18 protein-coding genes, 1 pseudogene and 1 riboswitch are annotated in these 18,090 nt (G+C 54.2%); of the genes and pseudogenes, 12 read left to right on the plus strand and 7 right to left on the minus strand.

All coding sequences use genetic code 11. The features are described from left to right. Positions 1-29 precede the first annotated feature (29 nt). The 3 genes from AC0L73_RS09355 (at position 30) to AC0L73_RS09365 (ending at position 3,401) form a co-directional block, all read left to right on the plus strand. Complete coding sequence (locus AC0L73_RS09355; RefSeq protein ID WP_227948483.1) at positions 30-491, plus strand: cyclic nucleotide-binding domain-containing protein; 462 nt, start codon at positions 30-32, stop codon at positions 489-491. A 185-nt stretch (positions 492-676) separates the two neighbouring features. Continuing rightward, the gene (locus AC0L73_RS09360; RefSeq protein WP_473655387.1) at positions 677-1,852 is read left to right on the plus strand and encodes an AmpG family muropeptide MFS transporter; all 1,176 of its coding nucleotides are present in this window, start codon (positions 677-679) and stop codon (positions 1,850-1,852) included. A gap of 22 nt (positions 1,853-1,874) precedes the next feature. Continuing rightward, on the plus strand, positions 1,875-3,401 hold the full coding sequence (locus tag AC0L73_RS09365; protein ID WP_473655388.1) for an acyl-CoA synthetase: 1,527 nt from the start codon (positions 1,875-1,877) through the stop codon (positions 3,399-3,401). Between the two features lie 14 nt (positions 3,402-3,415). Here the strand turns inward: AC0L73_RS09365 and AC0L73_RS09370 are convergent, their stop codons facing one another. Next, positions 3,416-4,009, minus strand: a complete 594-nt coding sequence (locus tag AC0L73_RS09370) for a hypothetical protein (RefSeq protein WP_473655389.1) — start codon at positions 4,007-4,009, stop codon at positions 3,416-3,418. A 65-nt stretch (positions 4,010-4,074) separates the two neighbouring features. Between AC0L73_RS09370 and AC0L73_RS09375 the strand changes: the two genes are divergently transcribed. Beyond that, positions 4,075-4,887, plus strand: coding sequence for a phytanoyl-CoA dioxygenase family protein (locus AC0L73_RS09375; protein WP_473655390.1), 813 nt, complete (start codon positions 4,075-4,077; stop codon positions 4,885-4,887). Here the strand turns inward: AC0L73_RS09375 and AC0L73_RS09380 are convergent. Beyond that, positions 4,884-5,348 carry a MarR family winged helix-turn-helix transcriptional regulator gene (locus tag AC0L73_RS09380; RefSeq protein ID WP_227948477.1) on the minus strand — a complete coding sequence of 155 codons (465 nt, stop codon included), beginning with the start codon at positions 5,346-5,348 and terminating at the stop codon, positions 4,884-4,886. The genes AC0L73_RS09375 and AC0L73_RS09380 overlap by 4 nt on opposite strands. 84 nt (positions 5,349-5,432) lie before the next feature. Here AC0L73_RS09380 and hmgA point away from each other — a divergent pair, with 84 nt between their 5' ends. From hmgA to AC0L73_RS09405, 5 genes and pseudogenes are all read left to right on the plus strand, one after another. Further along, positions 5,433-6,740: a homogentisate 1,2-dioxygenase gene (hmgA, locus tag AC0L73_RS09385; RefSeq protein ID WP_473655391.1), complete on the plus strand. Its 1,308-nt coding sequence runs from the start codon at positions 5,433-5,435 to the stop codon at positions 6,738-6,740. Beyond that, positions 6,737-7,759 (plus strand): annotated as a pseudogene (locus AC0L73_RS09390) (fumarylacetoacetate hydrolase family protein). Before hmgA ends, AC0L73_RS09390 begins: the two are co-directional and overlap by 4 nt. Before the next feature lie 21 nt (positions 7,760-7,780). Beyond that, on the plus strand, positions 7,781-8,731 hold the full coding sequence (locus tag AC0L73_RS09395; RefSeq protein ID WP_227948474.1) for an MBL fold metallo-hydrolase: 951 nt from the start codon (positions 7,781-7,783) through the stop codon (positions 8,729-8,731). Between the two features lie 7 nt (positions 8,732-8,738). Next, entirely contained in the window at positions 8,739-10,328 is a 1,590-nt protein-coding gene (locus AC0L73_RS09400) for an FAD-dependent oxidoreductase (RefSeq protein ID WP_473655392.1), read from the plus strand. Next, on the plus strand, positions 10,325-10,522 hold the full coding sequence (locus AC0L73_RS09405; protein WP_227948472.1) for a DUF2783 domain-containing protein: 198 nt from the start codon (positions 10,325-10,327) through the stop codon (positions 10,520-10,522). The genes AC0L73_RS09400 and AC0L73_RS09405 overlap by 4 nt, the downstream gene beginning before the upstream one ends. Positions 10,523-10,542: 20 nt before the next feature. Here AC0L73_RS09405 and AC0L73_RS09410 read toward each other — a convergent pair whose 3' ends face one another. Continuing rightward, positions 10,543-12,951, minus strand: a complete 2,409-nt coding sequence (locus tag AC0L73_RS09410) for an adenylate/guanylate cyclase domain-containing protein (RefSeq protein WP_473655393.1) — start codon at positions 12,949-12,951, stop codon at positions 10,543-10,545. Positions 12,952-13,161: 210 nt separating this feature from the next. Here AC0L73_RS09410 and AC0L73_RS09415 point away from each other — a divergent pair, with 210 nt between their 5' ends. From AC0L73_RS09415 to AC0L73_RS09425, 3 genes are read left to right on the plus strand one after another with little or no spacing between them, the layout of a single operon-like run. Next, positions 13,162-13,941 (plus strand): VOC family protein, encoded by a 780-nt coding sequence (locus AC0L73_RS09415; protein WP_227948470.1) that lies wholly within the window; start codon positions 13,162-13,164, stop codon positions 13,939-13,941. A 55-nt stretch (positions 13,942-13,996) separates the two neighbouring features. After that, positions 13,997-14,479: a MaoC family dehydratase gene (locus AC0L73_RS09420; protein WP_227948469.1), complete on the plus strand. Its 483-nt coding sequence runs from the start codon at positions 13,997-13,999 to the stop codon at positions 14,477-14,479. Positions 14,480-14,497: 18 nt separating this feature from the next. Next, complete coding sequence (locus AC0L73_RS09425; RefSeq protein WP_227948468.1) at positions 14,498-14,956, plus strand: MaoC family dehydratase; 459 nt, start codon at positions 14,498-14,500, stop codon at positions 14,954-14,956. A gap of 11 nt (positions 14,957-14,967) precedes the next feature. Here the strand turns inward: AC0L73_RS09425 and AC0L73_RS09430 are convergent, their stop codons facing one another. The 4 genes from AC0L73_RS09430 to AC0L73_RS09445 all read right to left on the minus strand — a co-directional run bounded on the left by AC0L73_RS09430 (position 14,968) and on the right by AC0L73_RS09445 (position 17,794). Next, entirely contained in the window at positions 14,968-15,504 is a 537-nt protein-coding gene (locus tag AC0L73_RS09430) for an ankyrin repeat domain-containing protein (protein ID WP_227948467.1), read from the minus strand. Between the two features lie 47 nt (positions 15,505-15,551). Next, positions 15,552-16,508 carry a hypothetical protein gene (locus tag AC0L73_RS09435; protein WP_227948466.1) on the minus strand — a complete coding sequence of 319 codons (957 nt, stop codon included), beginning with the start codon at positions 16,506-16,508 and terminating at the stop codon, positions 15,552-15,554. Between the two features lie 75 nt (positions 16,509-16,583). Beyond that, the gene (locus tag AC0L73_RS09440) at positions 16,584-17,114 is read right to left on the minus strand and encodes an MFS transporter (protein WP_473655394.1); all 531 of its coding nucleotides are present in this window, start codon (positions 17,112-17,114) and stop codon (positions 16,584-16,586) included. Further along, on the minus strand, positions 17,111-17,794 hold the full coding sequence (locus tag AC0L73_RS09445) for an MFS transporter (protein WP_473655395.1): 684 nt from the start codon (positions 17,792-17,794) through the stop codon (positions 17,111-17,113). The genes AC0L73_RS09440 and AC0L73_RS09445 overlap by 4 nt, the downstream gene beginning before the upstream one ends. 170 nt (positions 17,795-17,964) lie before the next feature. Further along, positions 17,965-18,064: riboswitch (TPP riboswitch) on the plus strand. Positions 18,065-18,090: the final 26 nt, after the last annotated feature.

Here is an 18,090-nt window from a genome sequence, read left to right on the forward strand (position 1 = left end):
ATCCGCGAAAGATAGAAGGGAGAAAATCCGTGAGCTTAAAAGAAGAAGTCGAGATCCTCCGGCAGATACCCCTGTTTGCAAAAATAGAGCCATCCAAAATCAAATTGCTGGCCTTTACATCGGAACGGTTGACTTTCCAACCCGACGATCTCGTATGTGAACAGGGGGATAATGGCGACGCCGCATACTTCATCATGGCGGGCGAAGCAGATGTTATCGTCGATACCCCATCGGGACCGCTGACCGTTGCGACACTTGGGAAAAACGATGTGGTCGGCGAGATTGCCATCCTTATCGATGTGCCCCGCACCGCGACAATCAAGGCAAAAACAGAGCTTACGACCCTTAAAATCACCAAGGATGTGTTTTTCCGTATGGTGACGGAATTCCCTGAAATGGCGGTGGAGATGATGCGCGTTCTGGCAGAACGACTAGTCCGGACGACGGATGATCTGCAGAAGGCCAAGGAAATGATCCATAAAGATAACTAACGGGCGATGCTATCCCCTTTTTGAATAGAGTACGCGTATGAGTAACCTTATCAAGATACGCATGACATGACCAACTGGCTGTCCGCGCTTTCCGTCTATCGCGACAAGCGCATCGTAAGCATCACTCTGCTCGGGTTTTCTTCCGGCGCCCCCTCCTTCTAACCGCCAGCATACTACAAGCCTGGTTGACCCAGGAAAATATCGACCTTACCTCTATCGGGCTATTCACCCTCGTCGGATTGCCTTATACGCTGAAATTCCTCTGGGCGCCGCTTATCGATAGTATCCGTATTCCCCTTCTCTCAAAGCTGTTCGGACGGCGGCGAAGCTGGCTGCTCTTGCTGCAAATGTTCCTGATCGCGGCCATCCTCGCACTTGCGTTCAGTCAACCGGGAACCAGCCTGCTTTATGTCACCATTGCCGCCATTGCCGTTGCCTTTGCCTCTGCCTCCTATGACATCATTGTCGATGCGTTTAGAATTGAAATCTGCGACGAGAAAAACATGGCGGCGGGCGCAGCTACCTTCGTCTATGGGTATCGCATCGCCATGTGGCTCACGGGATTTTCGAGCCTTGTCATCGCCGAATATTTTGGCTGGATGATCAGCTATATGGTGATGGCCGCGTTTATCCTTGTCGGCACGGTCACGGTGCTGTTCACGCGGGAGCCAAAAGAGCAACTGGCCAAAGAGAAAGGTACAGATGACTCATCAGCGAACGCCTATCTTGACTGGCTGAAAACGTCCGTAATTGACCCATTTACAGATTTCATGAAAAAGCCGGACTGGCTGATCGTCCTACTGTTCGCAGTGCTTTATAAATTTGGGGATGCGCTGGCGGGCGCCATGGCGACGCCCTTTTATCTGCAAACCGGCTTTACATTGATCGAAGTTGCGGAAATCTCCAAAGTCCTCGGTACGGTCGCGACATTCGGCGGGCTGTTTATCGGCGGTTGGCTGCTTGCGGCAACGACAATGTACCGCACGCTCTGGATTTGCGGATTGCTGCAAATGCTCTCCAACCTGATGTTTGCCGCGCAGGCCGCCATCGGTCATGACCTCGCCTTCCTCGCCCTTACCATCGGCCTTGAAAATATAGCGAGCGGGATGGGTACCGCCGTCTTCGTCGCGTATCTTTCCAGCCTCTGCAACACGGCTTATACAGCGACGCAATATGCACTCCTCACGTCCCTGATGGCGGTGGCCCGCACTGTGCTGGTCTCTCCCGCCGGCTGGCTGGTCGAGCGCACCGGCTGGATCGAATTTTTCATCCTCACTACGATTGCAGCCTTGCCGGGTCTTGCGCTCCTCTGGTATCTTTCCTATCGTCAGCCGATTGAACAACAAGAAGGGGCCGCCTGAACCCCCTCGGGAGACAACCCATATGAATATCGCAAACCTGCTGGAACGCACGGCCAAAACCTATCCGGACTTGCCAGCCCTCGCCCATGGCACAAACATCACCGCGACCTACCGCGAGTTTGCCACGCAGGCAGCAGGGCTCGCAGGGGCACTTAGAGGCAAGCTTGGCCTTAGTGCCGGGGACCGGGTCGCGCTGATTATGAAGAACCACCCCGAATATTGGATCGCCCTTTTCGCTGTCTGGCGCGCCGGGCTGGTCGCCGTGCCGGTAAATGCCAAGCTGCATATCAATGAATTTCGCTATATTCTGGAAAACTCCGACAGTCGCCTCGTTTTTGCCACCGCGGAACTGGCGGACGAGATTACACCTCTCATACAGGATCTCCCCGAACTCAACACTGTAATTTCCGTCTATGACGAAAACTATCAAACACTGAAAAACGAACCGCCGCTCGCGTTGCAGGAAGCGGCACCGGACGATCTTGCATGGCTGTTCTATACCTCCGGCACCACAGGCAAGCCCAAAGGTGCGATGATCAGCCACCGCAACCTGCTGACCGCCGTGCTCAGCTATTTCGCCGATGTTACCGCGCTCGACCCAGGTGATGCGGTTATTCATGCCGCGCCACAGACCCATGGCGCGGGCATGTATGGCCTACCCCTGATCGCCAAGGCGGGCATACAGGTGACACCTCTAAGCGGTGGTTTCGACCCAGCCGAAACGCTGGAGCTAATTGCGCATTACCCCAATTCCTGTTTCTTTTTTGCGCCAACAATGATTCACCGCCTGATTTCCAGCCCGGCGTTCGAAGGGGCGGATACGAGCAATCTAAAAATCATCGTCTATGGCGGCGGCCCGATGTATGAGGCGGATATCCGCCGTGCCATTGACGTGCTCGGCCCCCGTTTCGCGCAAATCTATGGACAAGGGGAGTCACCGATGACCATCACCGGCCTTTCCATGGCCCAGATCCGCGATGAAAACCATCCAAGGCGCAGCGAGATCCTCGCCTCCGTCGGGGTCGAGCGAACCGATGTCGAGGTAAAAGTGTTCGACGCCGACGATAATCCGCTTCCCGTCGGCGAAATCGGCGAGGTTGTGGTGCGCGGCGATGTCGTCATGCTGGGCTACTGGAAAAACCCGGAGGCGACGGCCGAAACCCTGCGTGGCGGCTGGCTTCATACGGGCGATATGGGCTGTTTCGACGCGGAAGGTTTCCTCACCCTGAAGGATCGCTCGAAAGACATGATTATCTCCGGCGGCACCAATATATATCCGCGCGAGATAGAAGAGGCGTTGCTCACCCACGCAAGCGTTGATGAAGTCTCCATCGTCGGGCGACCGCATGAAGACTGGGGCGAGGAAGTCGTCGCCTTTGTCGTCGCGCGTAAAGGCGGCCGTGTGACACCTGATGAGTTGGACAGCCATTGCATTACGCAAATCGCCCGCTTCAAACGACCCAAGGAATATTTCTTTGTCGATGAGCTGCCGAAGAATAATTACGGCAAGGTTCTCAAAACGGAACTGCGGGAAAGGCTGGGCGGATGATATTGGCCCCGTAATCAGGTCAGTTTGCGAATCGCCGCCGCCGCGACAGAAACATTATCGACACCCCAGAGGCCATCATTATACATGACAAAAGGAGCGGAGCCGTACCAACTCGCCCGGCCCCGCAAATATTTTTCCTTGTCATCTTGATAAGGGTTTGGTGCCTTCGCCTCGCTCAGCCGAAGACGAATATCCCCGCGATTTCCGGTAAGCCGTTTGAGTTGAAAGTTGGAAACCTCGCCGGCAAGAAATGCCGTTTCATGTACCCGGAACAAGCCCTTGCGCAGGATAACCACGCGCTTATCCGTCACGAAATAGGCGGTGCGATGGGCCCGCCATCCGTAGCGAAGCGGGCTCAGCAAAAGCCAGAGAGACCCCAGTGCCAGCGTTATTTCGGGCAGGCGTGGATCGCTCACTCCGCCTGACACCCAAGCAAAAACGACGAGCAGGGCAGTCAGAAAGGCACCACAAATGCAAAACCAGAAATTAAAGAAGAGGGAGCGAACAATGCTCGGCCGCCCCGACCAGAGGAGGGTTTCATCCGGCCAGAGAACATGCGTCCGAAACCAGATTTCGGCGGAAGATGGCGATGGTTCTGTTGAGGTCATTTCACTTCCTCATGATTTGGGTATATATTAACGACAAAGGGCGCGCATACAACTCTGAGGCAAAAATGAATAATAATCTCACACGATCGGTCACGGATGAAGAAATCAGGACATTTCAGGAAGATGGCGTTGTCTGCCTTCGCGGGTTTTTCAATATGGACTGGATCGAGCGTCTGCGCGATTTGATTGATGAGGATATTGCCAACCCATCCGGCATGGTCAAGAGCATCGACGCGGAAGGGGCAACCGGGTTCTTTTTCGGGGATACCTTCGTCTGCCATCATCTCGACGGGTTCAAGGATGCGGTTTTTAATTCCCCGGCATCACAGATCGCCGCCTCGGTTTTGAAGGCTAATAAAGTCAACTTACTGTTCGATCAGATTCTGGTGAAGGAGCCCGATACCTCCACCCCGACCCCCTGGCATCAGGACTATACATACTGGCCCGTCGCCGGCGATCAGGTGGCAACGCTTTGGCTTGCCCTCGACCCTGTTACGTTCGAAAGCGGCGCGGTGGAGTATTTGCGTGGCTCTCATCGCTGGGGCAAGAAATTTCTCGCCATCAGCTTCGATCCTGATCAGAAGTATGAGGAGGAACTGCCAGAGGTCCCGGATGTAGAAGCCGCGCGTGAGGATTATGATATCGTCTCCTATGAGCTGGAGCCGGGCGATTGCACGCTGCATCACGGCCTGACCCTGCACGGGGCGCAACCGAACCGGACACCGAATGTCCGCCGCCGCGCCTATATCCAGCGCTGGGCCGGTCATGATGTCACTTATAATCCAAGACCAAATCTACAGAAAATGCTGCGCGATCCAATGATCCCGCCGGGGGCTCCTCTGGATAGCGATCTTTTTCCGGTCGTCTGGCAGGCTTAACCGGCTTTTCGCGAGCGCGACGCCGTTTCCTTATCTAGATACAACTCTTCAAGGGCCGCCAACCCCTTGAAGAGCGCTTCGCTGTTATCCTTGCCGAGACGCGCAATCAATTCATTCTCTATCCGCTGCATCTTGGGCACCAGATTCTTATAAGCTTGCTGCCCCTGTACCGTCAGGGAGATACGTTCCAGCCGCCGGTCATTTTCGTCTACTTCCCTTACAAGCCAGCGTTTCTGCTCCAGCGCAAAGATAGCGCGGCTGACTTTGGTCTTGTGCATGGTTGAATAATGAGAAATCTCGGTCGCTGTCATGGTACCCTTCTGCCCGAGTAGCGCGAAAGCCCGCCATTCCGGGCGACTCATTCCATATTCCGATTTATATGTGATACTCGCGTTACGACTGAGCGTTTCCGCCAAACGATTGAACCGATAGGGAAGAAATTCCTCTAATACGAGATTCATCAAAAATCTTTCTTGATAGTTACAGACCAGACTGTTACATATGTTACTAATTTAGACCGTAAAGATCAACAAGGATTTGTCCCTATGGCGTTCGCCTATATGACAGGGTTCAATAATGAGTTTGAGACGGAGGCACTTCCCGGTGCTCTGCCAGAAGGGCGCAATAGTCCCCAGAAATGCGCCTACGGCCTCTATGCAGAACAGTTTTCTGGCACCGCCTTCACCGCGCCCAATGCGACGAACGCCCGAAGCTGGCTTTACCGGATGCGGCCTTCTGTTCGCCATGTCCGGCATTTTACGTCCGTCGACCGCCCGCTCTGGAAATCCGCGCCTGCTGTGTATGAAGATGCGCCGCTCGGTCAGTTTCGCTGGAACCCGATCCCCTTGCCGGAGGACACGACAACATTCATTGCAGGCATGCGGACAATCACTACGGCAGGCAGCGTGCTATCGCAAGCCGGAATGGCAGCCCATATCTATGTTGCGAATAGCAACATGATTGATGATTATTTCTTCAATGCGGATGGAGAAATGCTGCTGGTGCCTGAAATGGGCCGACTCAGGATCATCACCGAGCTTGGCATTCTGGAGGTGGCACCGCTCGAAATCTGTGTTCTGCCGCGGGGCATGATGTTCCGGGTGGAACTGATGGACGGGAAGGCGCGCGGTTATATCTGTGAGAATTACGGCCCGCGCTTGACCCTGCCTGAAAGAGGCCCAATCGGTGCGAACGGCCTCGCCAATCCACGCGATTTTCAATACCCGGTCGCCGCCTATGAGGAAAAGGAAACACCCTGCCGGATTGAAACAAAATGGGGCGGGAAATTCTATGTCACTGAAATAGAGCATTCCCCGCTTGATGTGGTGGCATGGCACGGCAATTATGCGCCCTATAAATATGACCTCCGTCATTACAACACCATTGGATCTATCTCCTTCGATCATCCGGATCCGTCGATTTTTACTGTCCTGACGGCACCAACGGGTGAGCCCGGTACCGCGAACATCGATCTCGCTATTTTTCCGCCGCGCTGGCTGGTGGCAGAGGATACCTTCCGCCCGCCCTGGTATCACCGCAATATCATGAGCGAGTTCATGGGGCTTATTCAAGGCCAGTATGATGCGAAAGAGGAAGGGTTCGTGCCCGGCGGGATCAGCCTGCATAACATGATGCTGCCGCATGGACCGGATACATTCGGCTTTGAAAAGGCGAGCAATGCTACCCTTGCGCCACAGAAACTTGATGACACCATGGCTTTTATGTTTGAGACGCGCCTGCCGCAACTCGTCACCGAGTTCGCCGCCCACCATGACAGCCTCCAAAAGAATTACATCAATTGCTGGGACGGGCTGGAAAAGAAATTTGACGGAACCATTGAGGGAAAGAAATGAAGCTTGCGACTTTAAGGGACGGCAGCCGGGATGGCAGACTGGTCCTGGTCAAGAAGGACCTCTCTCGCTGTGTTGCCGTACCGGACATTGCCGCCAATTTGCAGGCCGCCCTTGATAACTGGACGGCGTCCGCTCCAAAGCTTCAGAAAATTGCGGACAAGCTTGAAAGTGACGCTTCTATTGGAGAGAAATTTAGCGAAAGCAATGCCCATTCTCCACTTGCCGCGCGCCTATCACTGGGCAGATGGTTCAGCCTATGTCAACCATGTAGAGCTGGTGCGAAAGGCGCGCGGCGCGGAAATGCCCCCCTCCTTCTGGACTGACCCGCTGATGTATCAGGGCGGATCGGACAGCTTCCTTGCGCCCCATGACCCGATCCGGATGGCGGATGAAGCCTATGGCATCGATATGGAGGGTGAAATCGCGGTGATTGTTGATGACGTACCGATGGGCGCGAATATCGATCAAGCTCGAGCGGCCATTCGCCTCATCATGATTGCAAATGATGTGTCCTTGCGAGGCCTGATCCCGGCGGAACTTGGTAAGGGGTTCGGCTTTCTCCACTCCAAACCGTCTAGTGCCTTCGCCCCCGTCGCCGTGACGCCGGACGAACTTGGGGGGCGTGGGATGGCGGACGACTGCATCTACCGCTTCTTGTTGACTATAACGGGAAGCCCTTCGGCAAGGCCAATGCGGGCATTGACATGACCTTCGATTTTGGCGAGCTGATTGCCCATGCGGCAAAGACACGCCCGCTCTCTGCGGGATCGATCATCGGTTCGGGCACGGTTTCTAACAAACTGGAGGACGGACCCGGAAAATCAATTGCGGAAGGCGGGGACGGCTTTTCCTGCATCGCGGAAATCCGCATGATCGAGACAATCAACGACGGTAAGCCCGTCACACCCTTTATGAAATTCGGGGATACCGTGCGGATAGAGATGAAGGATGCAGATGGCGCCTCAATCTTCGGCGCGATTGACCAAAAAGTCGAAAAATACACGCCCACTGGCGCATAACAAATCTAGAGGAAATTTATCATGAGCAAAGCATTTGCTTCACAAGGCGACATGGAAGAAAAAACCATCTCTTTTACCGAAATAGGCCCCGATCTCTGGGCCTTCACGGCAGAAGGCGACCCTAATACCGGCGTCATCATCGGCGATGACAGCGTGATGGTCATCGACACGCAGGCCACACCGCGTATGGCAAATATGGTGATGGAACGAATCCGCTCCGTTACTGACAAGCCAGTAAAATATGTCGTCCTTTCCCATTATCACGCCGTCCGCGTTCTTGGCGCCTCGGCCTATCAGGCAGAAGAGATCATTGCCTCCGACAAATGCCGGGCCATGGTCGCCGAACGCGGACAGGAAGACTGGGACAGCGAATTTGAACGCTTCCCTCGCCTGTTCGAAGGATATGAGAGCATTCCCGGCCTCACCTGGCCGACCATGACTTTTTCAAAAAAGATGACCGTCTATCTCGGCAAGCGGCGCGTTGACCTGATGCATCTGGGCCGGGCGCATACGGCGGGCGATACAGTTGTCCATGTGCCGGACGCAGGCGTGATTTTCTCCGGCGATGTGGTCGAGTATCACTCTGCCTGCTATTGCGGCGACGGACATTTCAACGATTGGGGCACCACACTCGACGCCATTGCCGCTTTCAACCCGAAATCCATTGTACCCGGGCGAGGCGATGCACTTGTCGGAGATAAGATGGTGACGGCCGCCCTCACCAACACCCGCGATTTCGTGGAAAGCACCTACCGCCCGGTCGCTGCTGTGGTTGCGCGCGGCGGGACGCTAAAAGAAGCCTGGGATGCGGTTCGCGCCGAATGTGACGCGAAATTCGGCGACTATGCCATTTATGAGCATTGCCTGCCGTTCAACGTCGCCCGCGCCTATGACGAGGCACAGGGCATCGATACCCCGCGTATCTGGACGGCGGAACGGGACAAGGAAATGTGGGCCTCCCTGCAAGGATGAACCAGACATGCACTATCAGAACCGGGAATATTCATTTGAAACGCCACCGGAGCTGAAGGGCGAGACCCCTGGAAAATACCCCGTTGCCATTGTCGGCGCAGGGCCCATCGGCATGGCCATGGCCATCGATCTTGCGCTGCAGGGGATCCGCACAGTCATTCTCGACGATAACAACGTGGTTTCCGTTGGGTCGCGCGCTATCTGCTGGGCCAAGCGCACCCTGGAAATTTTCGACCGCCTTGGCATCGGAGATAAGATGCTCGAAAAGGGCGTGACCTGGAAGGTCGGCCGTTTGTTCAATGGACAACAGGAGGTCTATAACTTCGATCTCCTGCCCGATGACGCCCACAAAATGCCCGCCTTCGTCAATCTCCAGCAATATTATGTGGAAGAATATCTGGTTGATCGGATTGCGGATTTCCCGGACCTCATCGATTTGCGTTGGCTCAGCAAGGTGGCGGGCGAAGATATCGCCGATGACGAAATTACCCTGCATGTCGAGACAGCGGAAGGGAACTATGATCTTGCCGCGGACTATGTTCTCGCCTGCGACGGATGCAACTCACAAATACGCCAACGCATGGGCCTCAATTTCGATGGACAAACCTTCGAAGAGCACTTCCTGATCACCGATGTGGATATGCCCGAAGCCCCATTCGAGAGCGATGAGCCAGAGCGCTGGTTCTGGTTCAAACCGCCCTTTCATACGGGTCAGTCGGCCCTCCTCCATAAGCAGCCGGACAATATCTACCGCATTGATTTACAGCTTGAACAGGGTGCCGATCCGGCTGAGGAAGCAAAGCCAGAGCGTGTAATTCCCCGTTTGAAACAGATTGTCGGTGACCGAGCGTTTGAAATTGACTGGGTCAGTGTCTACAGCTTCACCTGTGCCATGCTGGATAAATTCGTTCATGGTCGAATGATTTTTGTCGGCGATAGCGCCCATGTCGTCTCCCCTTTTGGCGCGCGCGGCGGTAATGGCGGCATTCAGGATGTCGATAATCTCGGCTGGAAACTGGCCGCTGTCCTGAAGGGAGAAGCCGCGCCGGAACTCCTCGAAAGTTATGATGAAGAACGGCGCCACGGCGCCCGCGAAAATATCATGAATTCCTCCCGCGCAACCAACTTCATGACTCCAAAATCGAAGATGGAAGCTGTTTTTCGCGATGCTGTGCTGAACCTCGCGAATGACCTCCCTTTCGCCCGCCGTCTGGTAAATTCGGGGCGTTTGTCGGTTCCTTGCGCTCTCGAGGGATTCGCGCTTCAAAGCCCGCGGAACACAACCCGGGGCCTCGCGCCCGGGACCCCCTGCCCCGATGCGCCGCTGGAGAATGGCTGGCTTTTAAATAAACTCGGTGGCGAGTTTATGTTGCTCACCGTCGGCAGGCGCGCAAAAATGACGGCGCCCGGCGGCGTGAAAGCCTTGCATTTTGAAGATCACCCCGGTGTGACCGCCCATTATGGCGATGACATGATCTATCTGATCCGCCCGGACCAGCATATTGCCGCCGCATTCGAGGCCGGAACTGGCGCCGAAAGCCTCAAATTTGCGCTCGCCCGTGCCATAGGCAAGTCTACATTGGAGACAACATCATGAACAACACGCTAAATACGGACGATCGTCTGCACCCACATGGCGATGATTTTTATGAATTACTGATGACCGCGCATGAAGGATTGGATTTCGACCAATCCGCCGCTCTCAATGCTCGGCTCGTCCTGCTTCTCGCCAATGAAGTCGGGGATTTCGACACGCTCGCTGCCGCCATAAAGCGCGCGTCTAAAAGCTGAATAGCGCGCGGGTCCCCCCGTCAGCTGGCGCCGAACTCGCCCCGCCACAAACCGATAGTCTCTGCTGCACCGGGAATCTGCTGCATCGGCTGTTCCGTAAAGCCATCCTTCAACTGACCGGTAAGATCGGTTTCGCTGACTTTCGTCATCAGTTTTTCGGAGACAACAACATCCGCATTCTTCGCGGCAACCGTCTTATCGAGCTTGCTTGCGAGCCCAATCGTATAACCGGAAACGCTAACCCTGGCATCTTCCCTTTCACCGTCAAGATGCGCTTTTACAGGGCCAAAATCAGCACAAATACAGAAATCTGCCGACTTGCCAGCAGGCAATTCCTGCTGCTCACCCCAATCGGAGAGAACAGACGCCAGTTCCCGCGCCGCCCGGAGACCATTCGATGCATCCTCTGAGCTTTCATCCGGTAGCCCAAAGATTGCCATAACGTCTTTCTCGCCGAACTGTTCCAGAAACCCGCCATGTTTGACCACTGTTTTTTCGATTAATTGAAAGAGTGCGTGCAGGAACTGCGCCGAACGAGTCGGTCCAAAACTCTTGGCCAGCGCCATAAAGCCAGCCATGTTGATATACAGCACAGCAACTTCAAACTCGTTATTGGCGGCAGGCGATTTTACCATACCCTCTGTCGAGGTGAGCGAGACCTTCTCCCCGCGCGCAGAGGTATCCATCATCGGGGCAAGGGACGCAGGTTTTTTGGGTTTTTGCGCAGGAACGGGCAAATCCGCTGGTTTCGGGCCCTCCGGTAGTGATTGATACGAGGGTTTTGGAGGCGGAACCGGCAATGGGCTTGGCTCTATCGGCGATGGTTTGGGTTTGGGTTTGGGCTTGGGTTTGGGTGATGGGAAAGGAGAGACATTATCTGCCACGGGTCCTTCAGACATCTCCTCGGCTTCTTCGATCTTGTCTTCTCTCGTCGCGGCACTTTCGTCCTGAAGGGGCTCTTCCTGAGTCTTTATTCCATCTTCGTCAGCGTTAAGACGCAAGCTTGCCTCGCCCTTTTCGTCCGGCTCGATCTCTGGATCACTTTCATCTTCACCCGCTTCCAGCGACGGCGTCTCTTCATCCACCACCTTGGCAACCCGATCAAACGTCCAAGGGGTAGTGAACTGCGCTTCTTCCGCCGCCTCCGCCTCTGTAAGGGCCGCGCGACGGCGCTTGGAGACGTGCTTTGCCGCCATCAGCACCGCTGTGCACAGGATCATCGCGAGTAGTGGGAAGCTCAGCCCCAACCATAGGTTAAAGAGAATAAAGACCTGAATATTCCCCGCGACAAAAAGCACCATCGCAATCACCGCCAGGGTCAGAACAACCCATATACTCCGCGCAGCCGCCACCAGAGCAAAAAAGAGCCCCGTCAGTGCCAGCAACAAGATATCAAGGACGATAACCTGTTGTGACCGAACCAGCGGGTTCATCCGGTTGATATTGTCAATCACGTTGGCCAGATACTCAACCTCGGACATCGCGGGATCAAAGGGCGTGGACACATTATCCGGGGTGACTGAAGCTGCAAGTCCAACCAGCACCAGCTTGTCCTTGAAATTATCTGCAGGTAGACTACCGTCCAACAAATCGGAAAAGCGGGTCCGTTTGTAACTTCCGCCCGGCCCATGATAATTGACGGCGAGGCGCATCTGGTTATCTGTCGGCAAATAGAGACTGCCAATAGTCAGGCTTTCCCCGAAATTAACCTCTATTGCCTTCATCGGCAAATCGACCCAGCGACGATAGGCCTGCATGGCGAGCGATGGATAATACGATCCACCATAACCAATGACCGGATAGGCATATTGCCGGGTAAGCGTCCGTTGTTGTTCTTGAATAATATGGCCCGGCAGGGCGTTCTGCAGCAAATCCAAAGACGGTGCGAGATATCCACCCGCTTCCCCCGGTCGTTTAACCGACGGAGATTCGCGCTTGCGGAAGACGCTATACGCCGTTTTTTGAATAGCCACCGGCAAGGCTGAACGGGAGTTGGACGACGGGGTCATGGAAAAGACATAGGGAATGACCACGTTATCAAGGCGAGCCAGATCTGCCGCTAGATCACGTTCCCCCGTGGCATCTGCCGCCGCACCCGATACCTTCATTGGCAGTAGATTCGGATCGAGCACAACAATCCGCGCACCGCCCGTAGCGATGGCCTCTATCCCTTTTGCCAGATCAGCGGATGAAACAGGAATCCCCTTTGCCCCGTCCGATATTTTTTCAATCAGCACGAGTTCAATCGCCGGATCCGTAGCGATGGGACCGCGTAAGACAAACCGCCAGTCCAGAAGTTTTCCCTCAATCAATTGTATGAACGGCTTGTCGCGCAGGTTCACAAAGGCCACGATCAACGCGGCACAAATCCCCAGAACGATCATCGCCTGACTCATTCGGGTTATGGGGGAAGGAAGGCTTTTCGTCATTCTCTCGAAGAATTATCCGGATAATTGAAGGCCTTAACCTATCAGTATCGGATAAATTTGCTACTGATTTTTTGATCTCTAAACAAGAGGGTCCTGTGACAGCACCTTGACGCAGACCTTTACCTCCATCGATAAATTTGGAATACTCATCTTGCCGGTTAAAAACAATCAACAACTACCGGCCTGACCCGCCAGGGAAAGGGAGGAAAGATGCCATCCAATAATTATGTCCGGCTCCGGCAAATTTGTCTGGCCGCCGCCGATATTACTAAAACAGAGCAGGTTTTCAGCCATGTTTTCGGGCTAGATGTTTGTCACCGGTCGACGCTCGACAATTTTGGGCTGGAAAATATCATGTATGCGTTGAACGGCTGCTTTCTGGAGATTGTCGCCCCGACAAAAGAGAACACTGCCGTTGACCGGTTTCTCGCCCGAAACGACGGCCGGGGCGGATATATGGCGATCTTCGACTGCGCGGATATGGTCCGGCATAAAACACTCGCCGAAGAGGTCGGGGTCGCCCCGATTTACGAGAGGCGTAACGATAAAGCCGACCTTCTGCAGCTCAACCCCAAGCAGACCGGTGCCACCATGATGGAATTCGACCACCATTATGGTGATGATACGATGCTCGGCCATTATGAATGGGCGGGAGACGACTGGCATAAACATGTCAGCACGGATGTAACGGGCGATATTCTCGGTATTGAAATCTCCAGTCCCGGTGCCGAGGCGCGCGCCAAGCTTTGGAGCCATATTTGCGACCGGCCATTGACGATACAGGGCGGGACACGCGAGATCGACCTTGATTATGGTTATATTCAATTTACCGATACGACAGAGCAAGGGCGAGAACTTTTCACCGCAATTGATCTTACGGCAAAAAATCCGGAGGAAATGAAGCAGCGGGCAAAAGAAGCCGGCTGTCCGGTCACAGATGCAGGGTTCGATTTTTGCGGCGTCGAATTCCGTATTACACCCGCCGCCTGAAAATATTAGCAAACCGCGCTTCGGCGCCAATAACAACCCCGAGGAGGGGGACAGTATGACGATTTTGGATCTCGATAATTTTGAAACTGATTTCTGGAAGGATGTGGATAAACGCGCAACCTGGGACCAGATTATTCCGGGCGAACTGCGCGACACAACGCCGGTGACGCTTACCCAGGAGGTCATTGCCCGCTATGCCAAGGGTGTCGGGGAAGATAATCCGCTCTATTTTGACGAGGAATATGCAAAATCGACCATTTATGGTGGCATCATCGCGCCGCCTTCCATCCATATCCTGTTGATGTTCGCCTGCACCACCACGGAAGACTGGATGCGTTCCCCTGGCACCATCAATGCGGGGCAGAACTGGTCCTACCATGTACCGATCCGCCCGGGCGACACCATTACCATGCGCGGCACCGCGCTGGACCGCTTCATCCGGAAAGACAGGCTCTTCGCCGTGCATGAAAACACCTTCACCAACCAGCATGGTGAAGTTGTCTGTACTGGCCGCGGCCAAACCATCCGTCCCGCTTGATCGATAAAGGAATAGAAAATGACTGCAGAAGAACAGTTTAACCAGGTTAACGAAGGCGATGTGATCACCGGACGGCCCTTTACGGTTACCCGTGACACGATTCAGGCTTTCGCCGATGCCTCACTTGACTACAACCCGTTACATTTCGATGACAACTATATGAAAAACAAGTTCGGCAAGACGAGCTTTGACGGTGTTATCATGCATGGCATGCAAAATTTTGCGCTGATCACCCGCACGCTCACTGACTGGTTGATCCCGCGCGGCGGATTTCACCGGCGACTGGAGACACGCTGGCTGAAGCCGGTTCAGCTCGGCCATACCATCACACCCGTCGTCACCCTGCAAAGCAAAAAGAAAACGGATAAAGGTTACTGGCTGCTTTTTGATGTTGAGGTGAACAATCAGGACGGCATGCTCGTCGCTATGGGCAATGCCATGGCGGAATTTATCGATGTAATTCCGGGGAAGCGATAGAGAGACATGGCTCAAACATGGGCTTGATTTTTCAGGACTTCGACTATCTTATCGAGTCCGTTTCGCACCGCCTCTTCCAACGCTGTTGTTCCCTCGTCGATCCGTGTCTTGAGACACGGGTCGGCGCCACGCGCAAGCAGGATTTCTATCGCTTTTAAATCCCGTTGGACCACCGCATAATGAAGCGGCGTCCAGTCATTGATGCCTCGTTGGTGAATATCAGCCCCGTGATCAAGCAGGAGCGCTAACAATTCATACCTGTCTTCCCTGTCGGTTTCTAAAAGTGTGAAGAGCGCTGGAAAACCGTCCTCCACGCTGAAGTTCACATCCGCGCCTATATCGAGAAGCGCATGAATCAAAGAGGATGGTGACCAACAGAAAGCATATTCGAGAGGGGTTCCTGCGCAGCCCAGTTCATACGGTTGCTGGCTGTTGGGAAATCCCGGCGGGTCGTCAAGAAGGTGCCGGATCTCCACAAGATCGCCGGCCTGATAAGCGGCATGTAACGCAATGGCCCGCCGCTGTAACTCGAATAGGTCCTCTGCCATGCTCCTATGATATCAGGAAAAGGCGAATATAGCAGCGCAAAATTCGCTTATGGGTTTTCCGCCGTTGGTGCCGGATAGGCGCGGGTTATTACTTCTTTCCAGGCCGCATCGGTCCAAAAATCCTCCGGCTTTGAGACGGCAATGCCGCGCGCCGTCAGATCGTCACAGAATATATCGATGATAAGGTCCGAATTCAGGTCATGACTGTGATCGTCATAAGCCGCCGCTTCCGCCTCGTTCTTGAAGCAATAGCCCTTCCAAAGCACAGAAAGTCGCACTTCTTCAAACGGAAGCTTTGCAAATGGCTTGCCTCCATCATCCACCCGCCAGCTGTTATCTTCCGTCAAGGTGAGTGTGGCGTCATAACCTAAGTTATCATAGCGGTGATGCTCTGCCGTCGGGCCGACACTGCCGACCCGGTGGAACATATATTCATTATCCGCCAGAACACTGCAATTACTGTAGGGCGGCCGCTCGGTTTTTGATGGCGCACCAAGTCCATCTGGCCAATATTCGAATTCCCCGCCTTCACCGTCATAGAACCAAGTAATCGCTGAAGCGACGGGGACGGCCCAGTTATGGAACAGGCCGGAATAGCCCATCGGCGCCAGCATCCAACTTGGCACTTCGCGATTTTGCGCACCCCTGAAGAAAGGCAGATCCTGATGGGCGGGCAGTCCCTCTGCCGGCAGATTAAGGTTGGTCATCATCGCAACCGGACGGATCACCTCAGCCTTGAAAGATGTCTTTGCGGCCTCAATAAAGCGCGGATTATTAAAAAAAGGCTCCGCTCCATCAAAAACGACCTTACCGCCCAACGCCCAGAAATTGCGAAACCAGCCGCCGGACGTCTCCCCGACATCTTTATGGGCGGCGGAGAGGGTTTTATACGGGCTTCCCTTCTTGATCAGGTCAATTACCCCTTGCGGATCATCAAACGCCGGATCCAGCCGGACCGGCGGCGCCAATAGTTGTTTTGGCCGAACGATTGTATCGATACCCATAATCACTCCCCTTATTATTATTTTTCATAGAGTGTGTCACAATATCCATTTTCCAGCAAATGGTGGCGCTCGTGTCTACTCCGCCGGGCTGACGCTTGGCTGAATGGACCGGCGGACACGCCCCGGCAGAACCAGCGCCGCGAGAGAGATCAACATAGCGACAATGGCAACAACGGTAATCACACCTGAAAATCCAGCGCCCGCTTCCAGGATGTATCGCGCTGCCAGCAATGACAACGCGCCAATCACCAAATTAAGAAGTAGCTTGACCGACATGACTTTCGTTCGCCAGCCATCGGGCACATAACGCGCAATAACTGTATCGGTAATCGGGATCTGTCCGAAGACAAACGCCATGGCGAGCAAGGTTGCGAAAAAGAGCGCATAGTTCAATTGCGTCGCCATAATCCCGATCAGGATCGGCTGTGCGAGCGCAATAATAAACAGCACTGGTTTGATCCGGTATTTATCAATCAAACGACCGACCACGAGCTGCGCAAAGGCCGCAATTGCATAAACCAGCGCTGCGAGAAGACCCGTTGTCGCCACATTCTCGGTCACATCCGGCAAGCTGACTTCAAACATTCGGGGGATAACGAATGTCATGGTGCCAAAGACAAAACCGCCAGCGGAGGTGACCAGCGCAATGGCAATAAGGGCCCGTTTCCACCCCGGCGCAAAACCGACGATATCCTTCTCTCCCGCAGGAAAGGCGGGGGGCGTGCCCCGCCACGCCGGGCAAAGATATAAAATCCAATGCCGGTAAGGATTGCGACAATGCCAGGCACGATAAATGCTAATTGCCAGTTATAGTCAGCAAGGATAAAGCCGGTAATCAACGGGGCCGCGGCAACGCCCATATTACCCCAGACACCATTCATTCCAACGCGCCAGCCAACACGGCCGCCGCCCTGAACCACCATGGCAAGACCCACCGGATGATAGATTGAGGCAAATAGCCCGATTGCCGCAAGACCAATGGCAATTTGCAACGGGGACTGGGCAAAACTGGTGGCAATGGCGGAAAGGCCGATTCCGATAAAGAAGACTGTGATCATGCCGACGCGATTCCATTTATCGGCAAGATAGGCGGCAAGCGGCGCCCCGGCACCAAAGAGAATAAGCGACGGGATGCCATAGGGTATCATCTCTGCATAGGCGCCATCTTCGGCAAGGCCAAAATAGAGCCCCGCGCTAAACGCCGCCTTTGCGAAGATCAGCATGAACAGATGATCAACAAAATGACCAAAATTGAGGAAGGTAAATCGCATCTGTTGCTGGGTCACGGAACTTATCCTGTTCTAGGGCGCCACCGCCGAACGGTATCCGCACATTTTTATAACACCAATTTATCATAAAGGCAGTCAGCCTGTCACAAGAGTTTTTCTACCTTGTCGGGTTAGAAAAATTGATCATATTTTCGCATTGCAAAGCAAATGAAAAACCCTAAGATAACAGCTGCTCATCGGGGTGCCTTAAACGGCTGAGAAGCATTCGCTGACCCGCAGAACCTGATCCGGTTAGAACCGGCGGAGGGAATTGAGGCCGGGTCATCCTAAAATATGTACATCGCGCCCTTCCC

It is taken from the genome of Sneathiella sp. D3-11 (assembly GCF_055809395.1).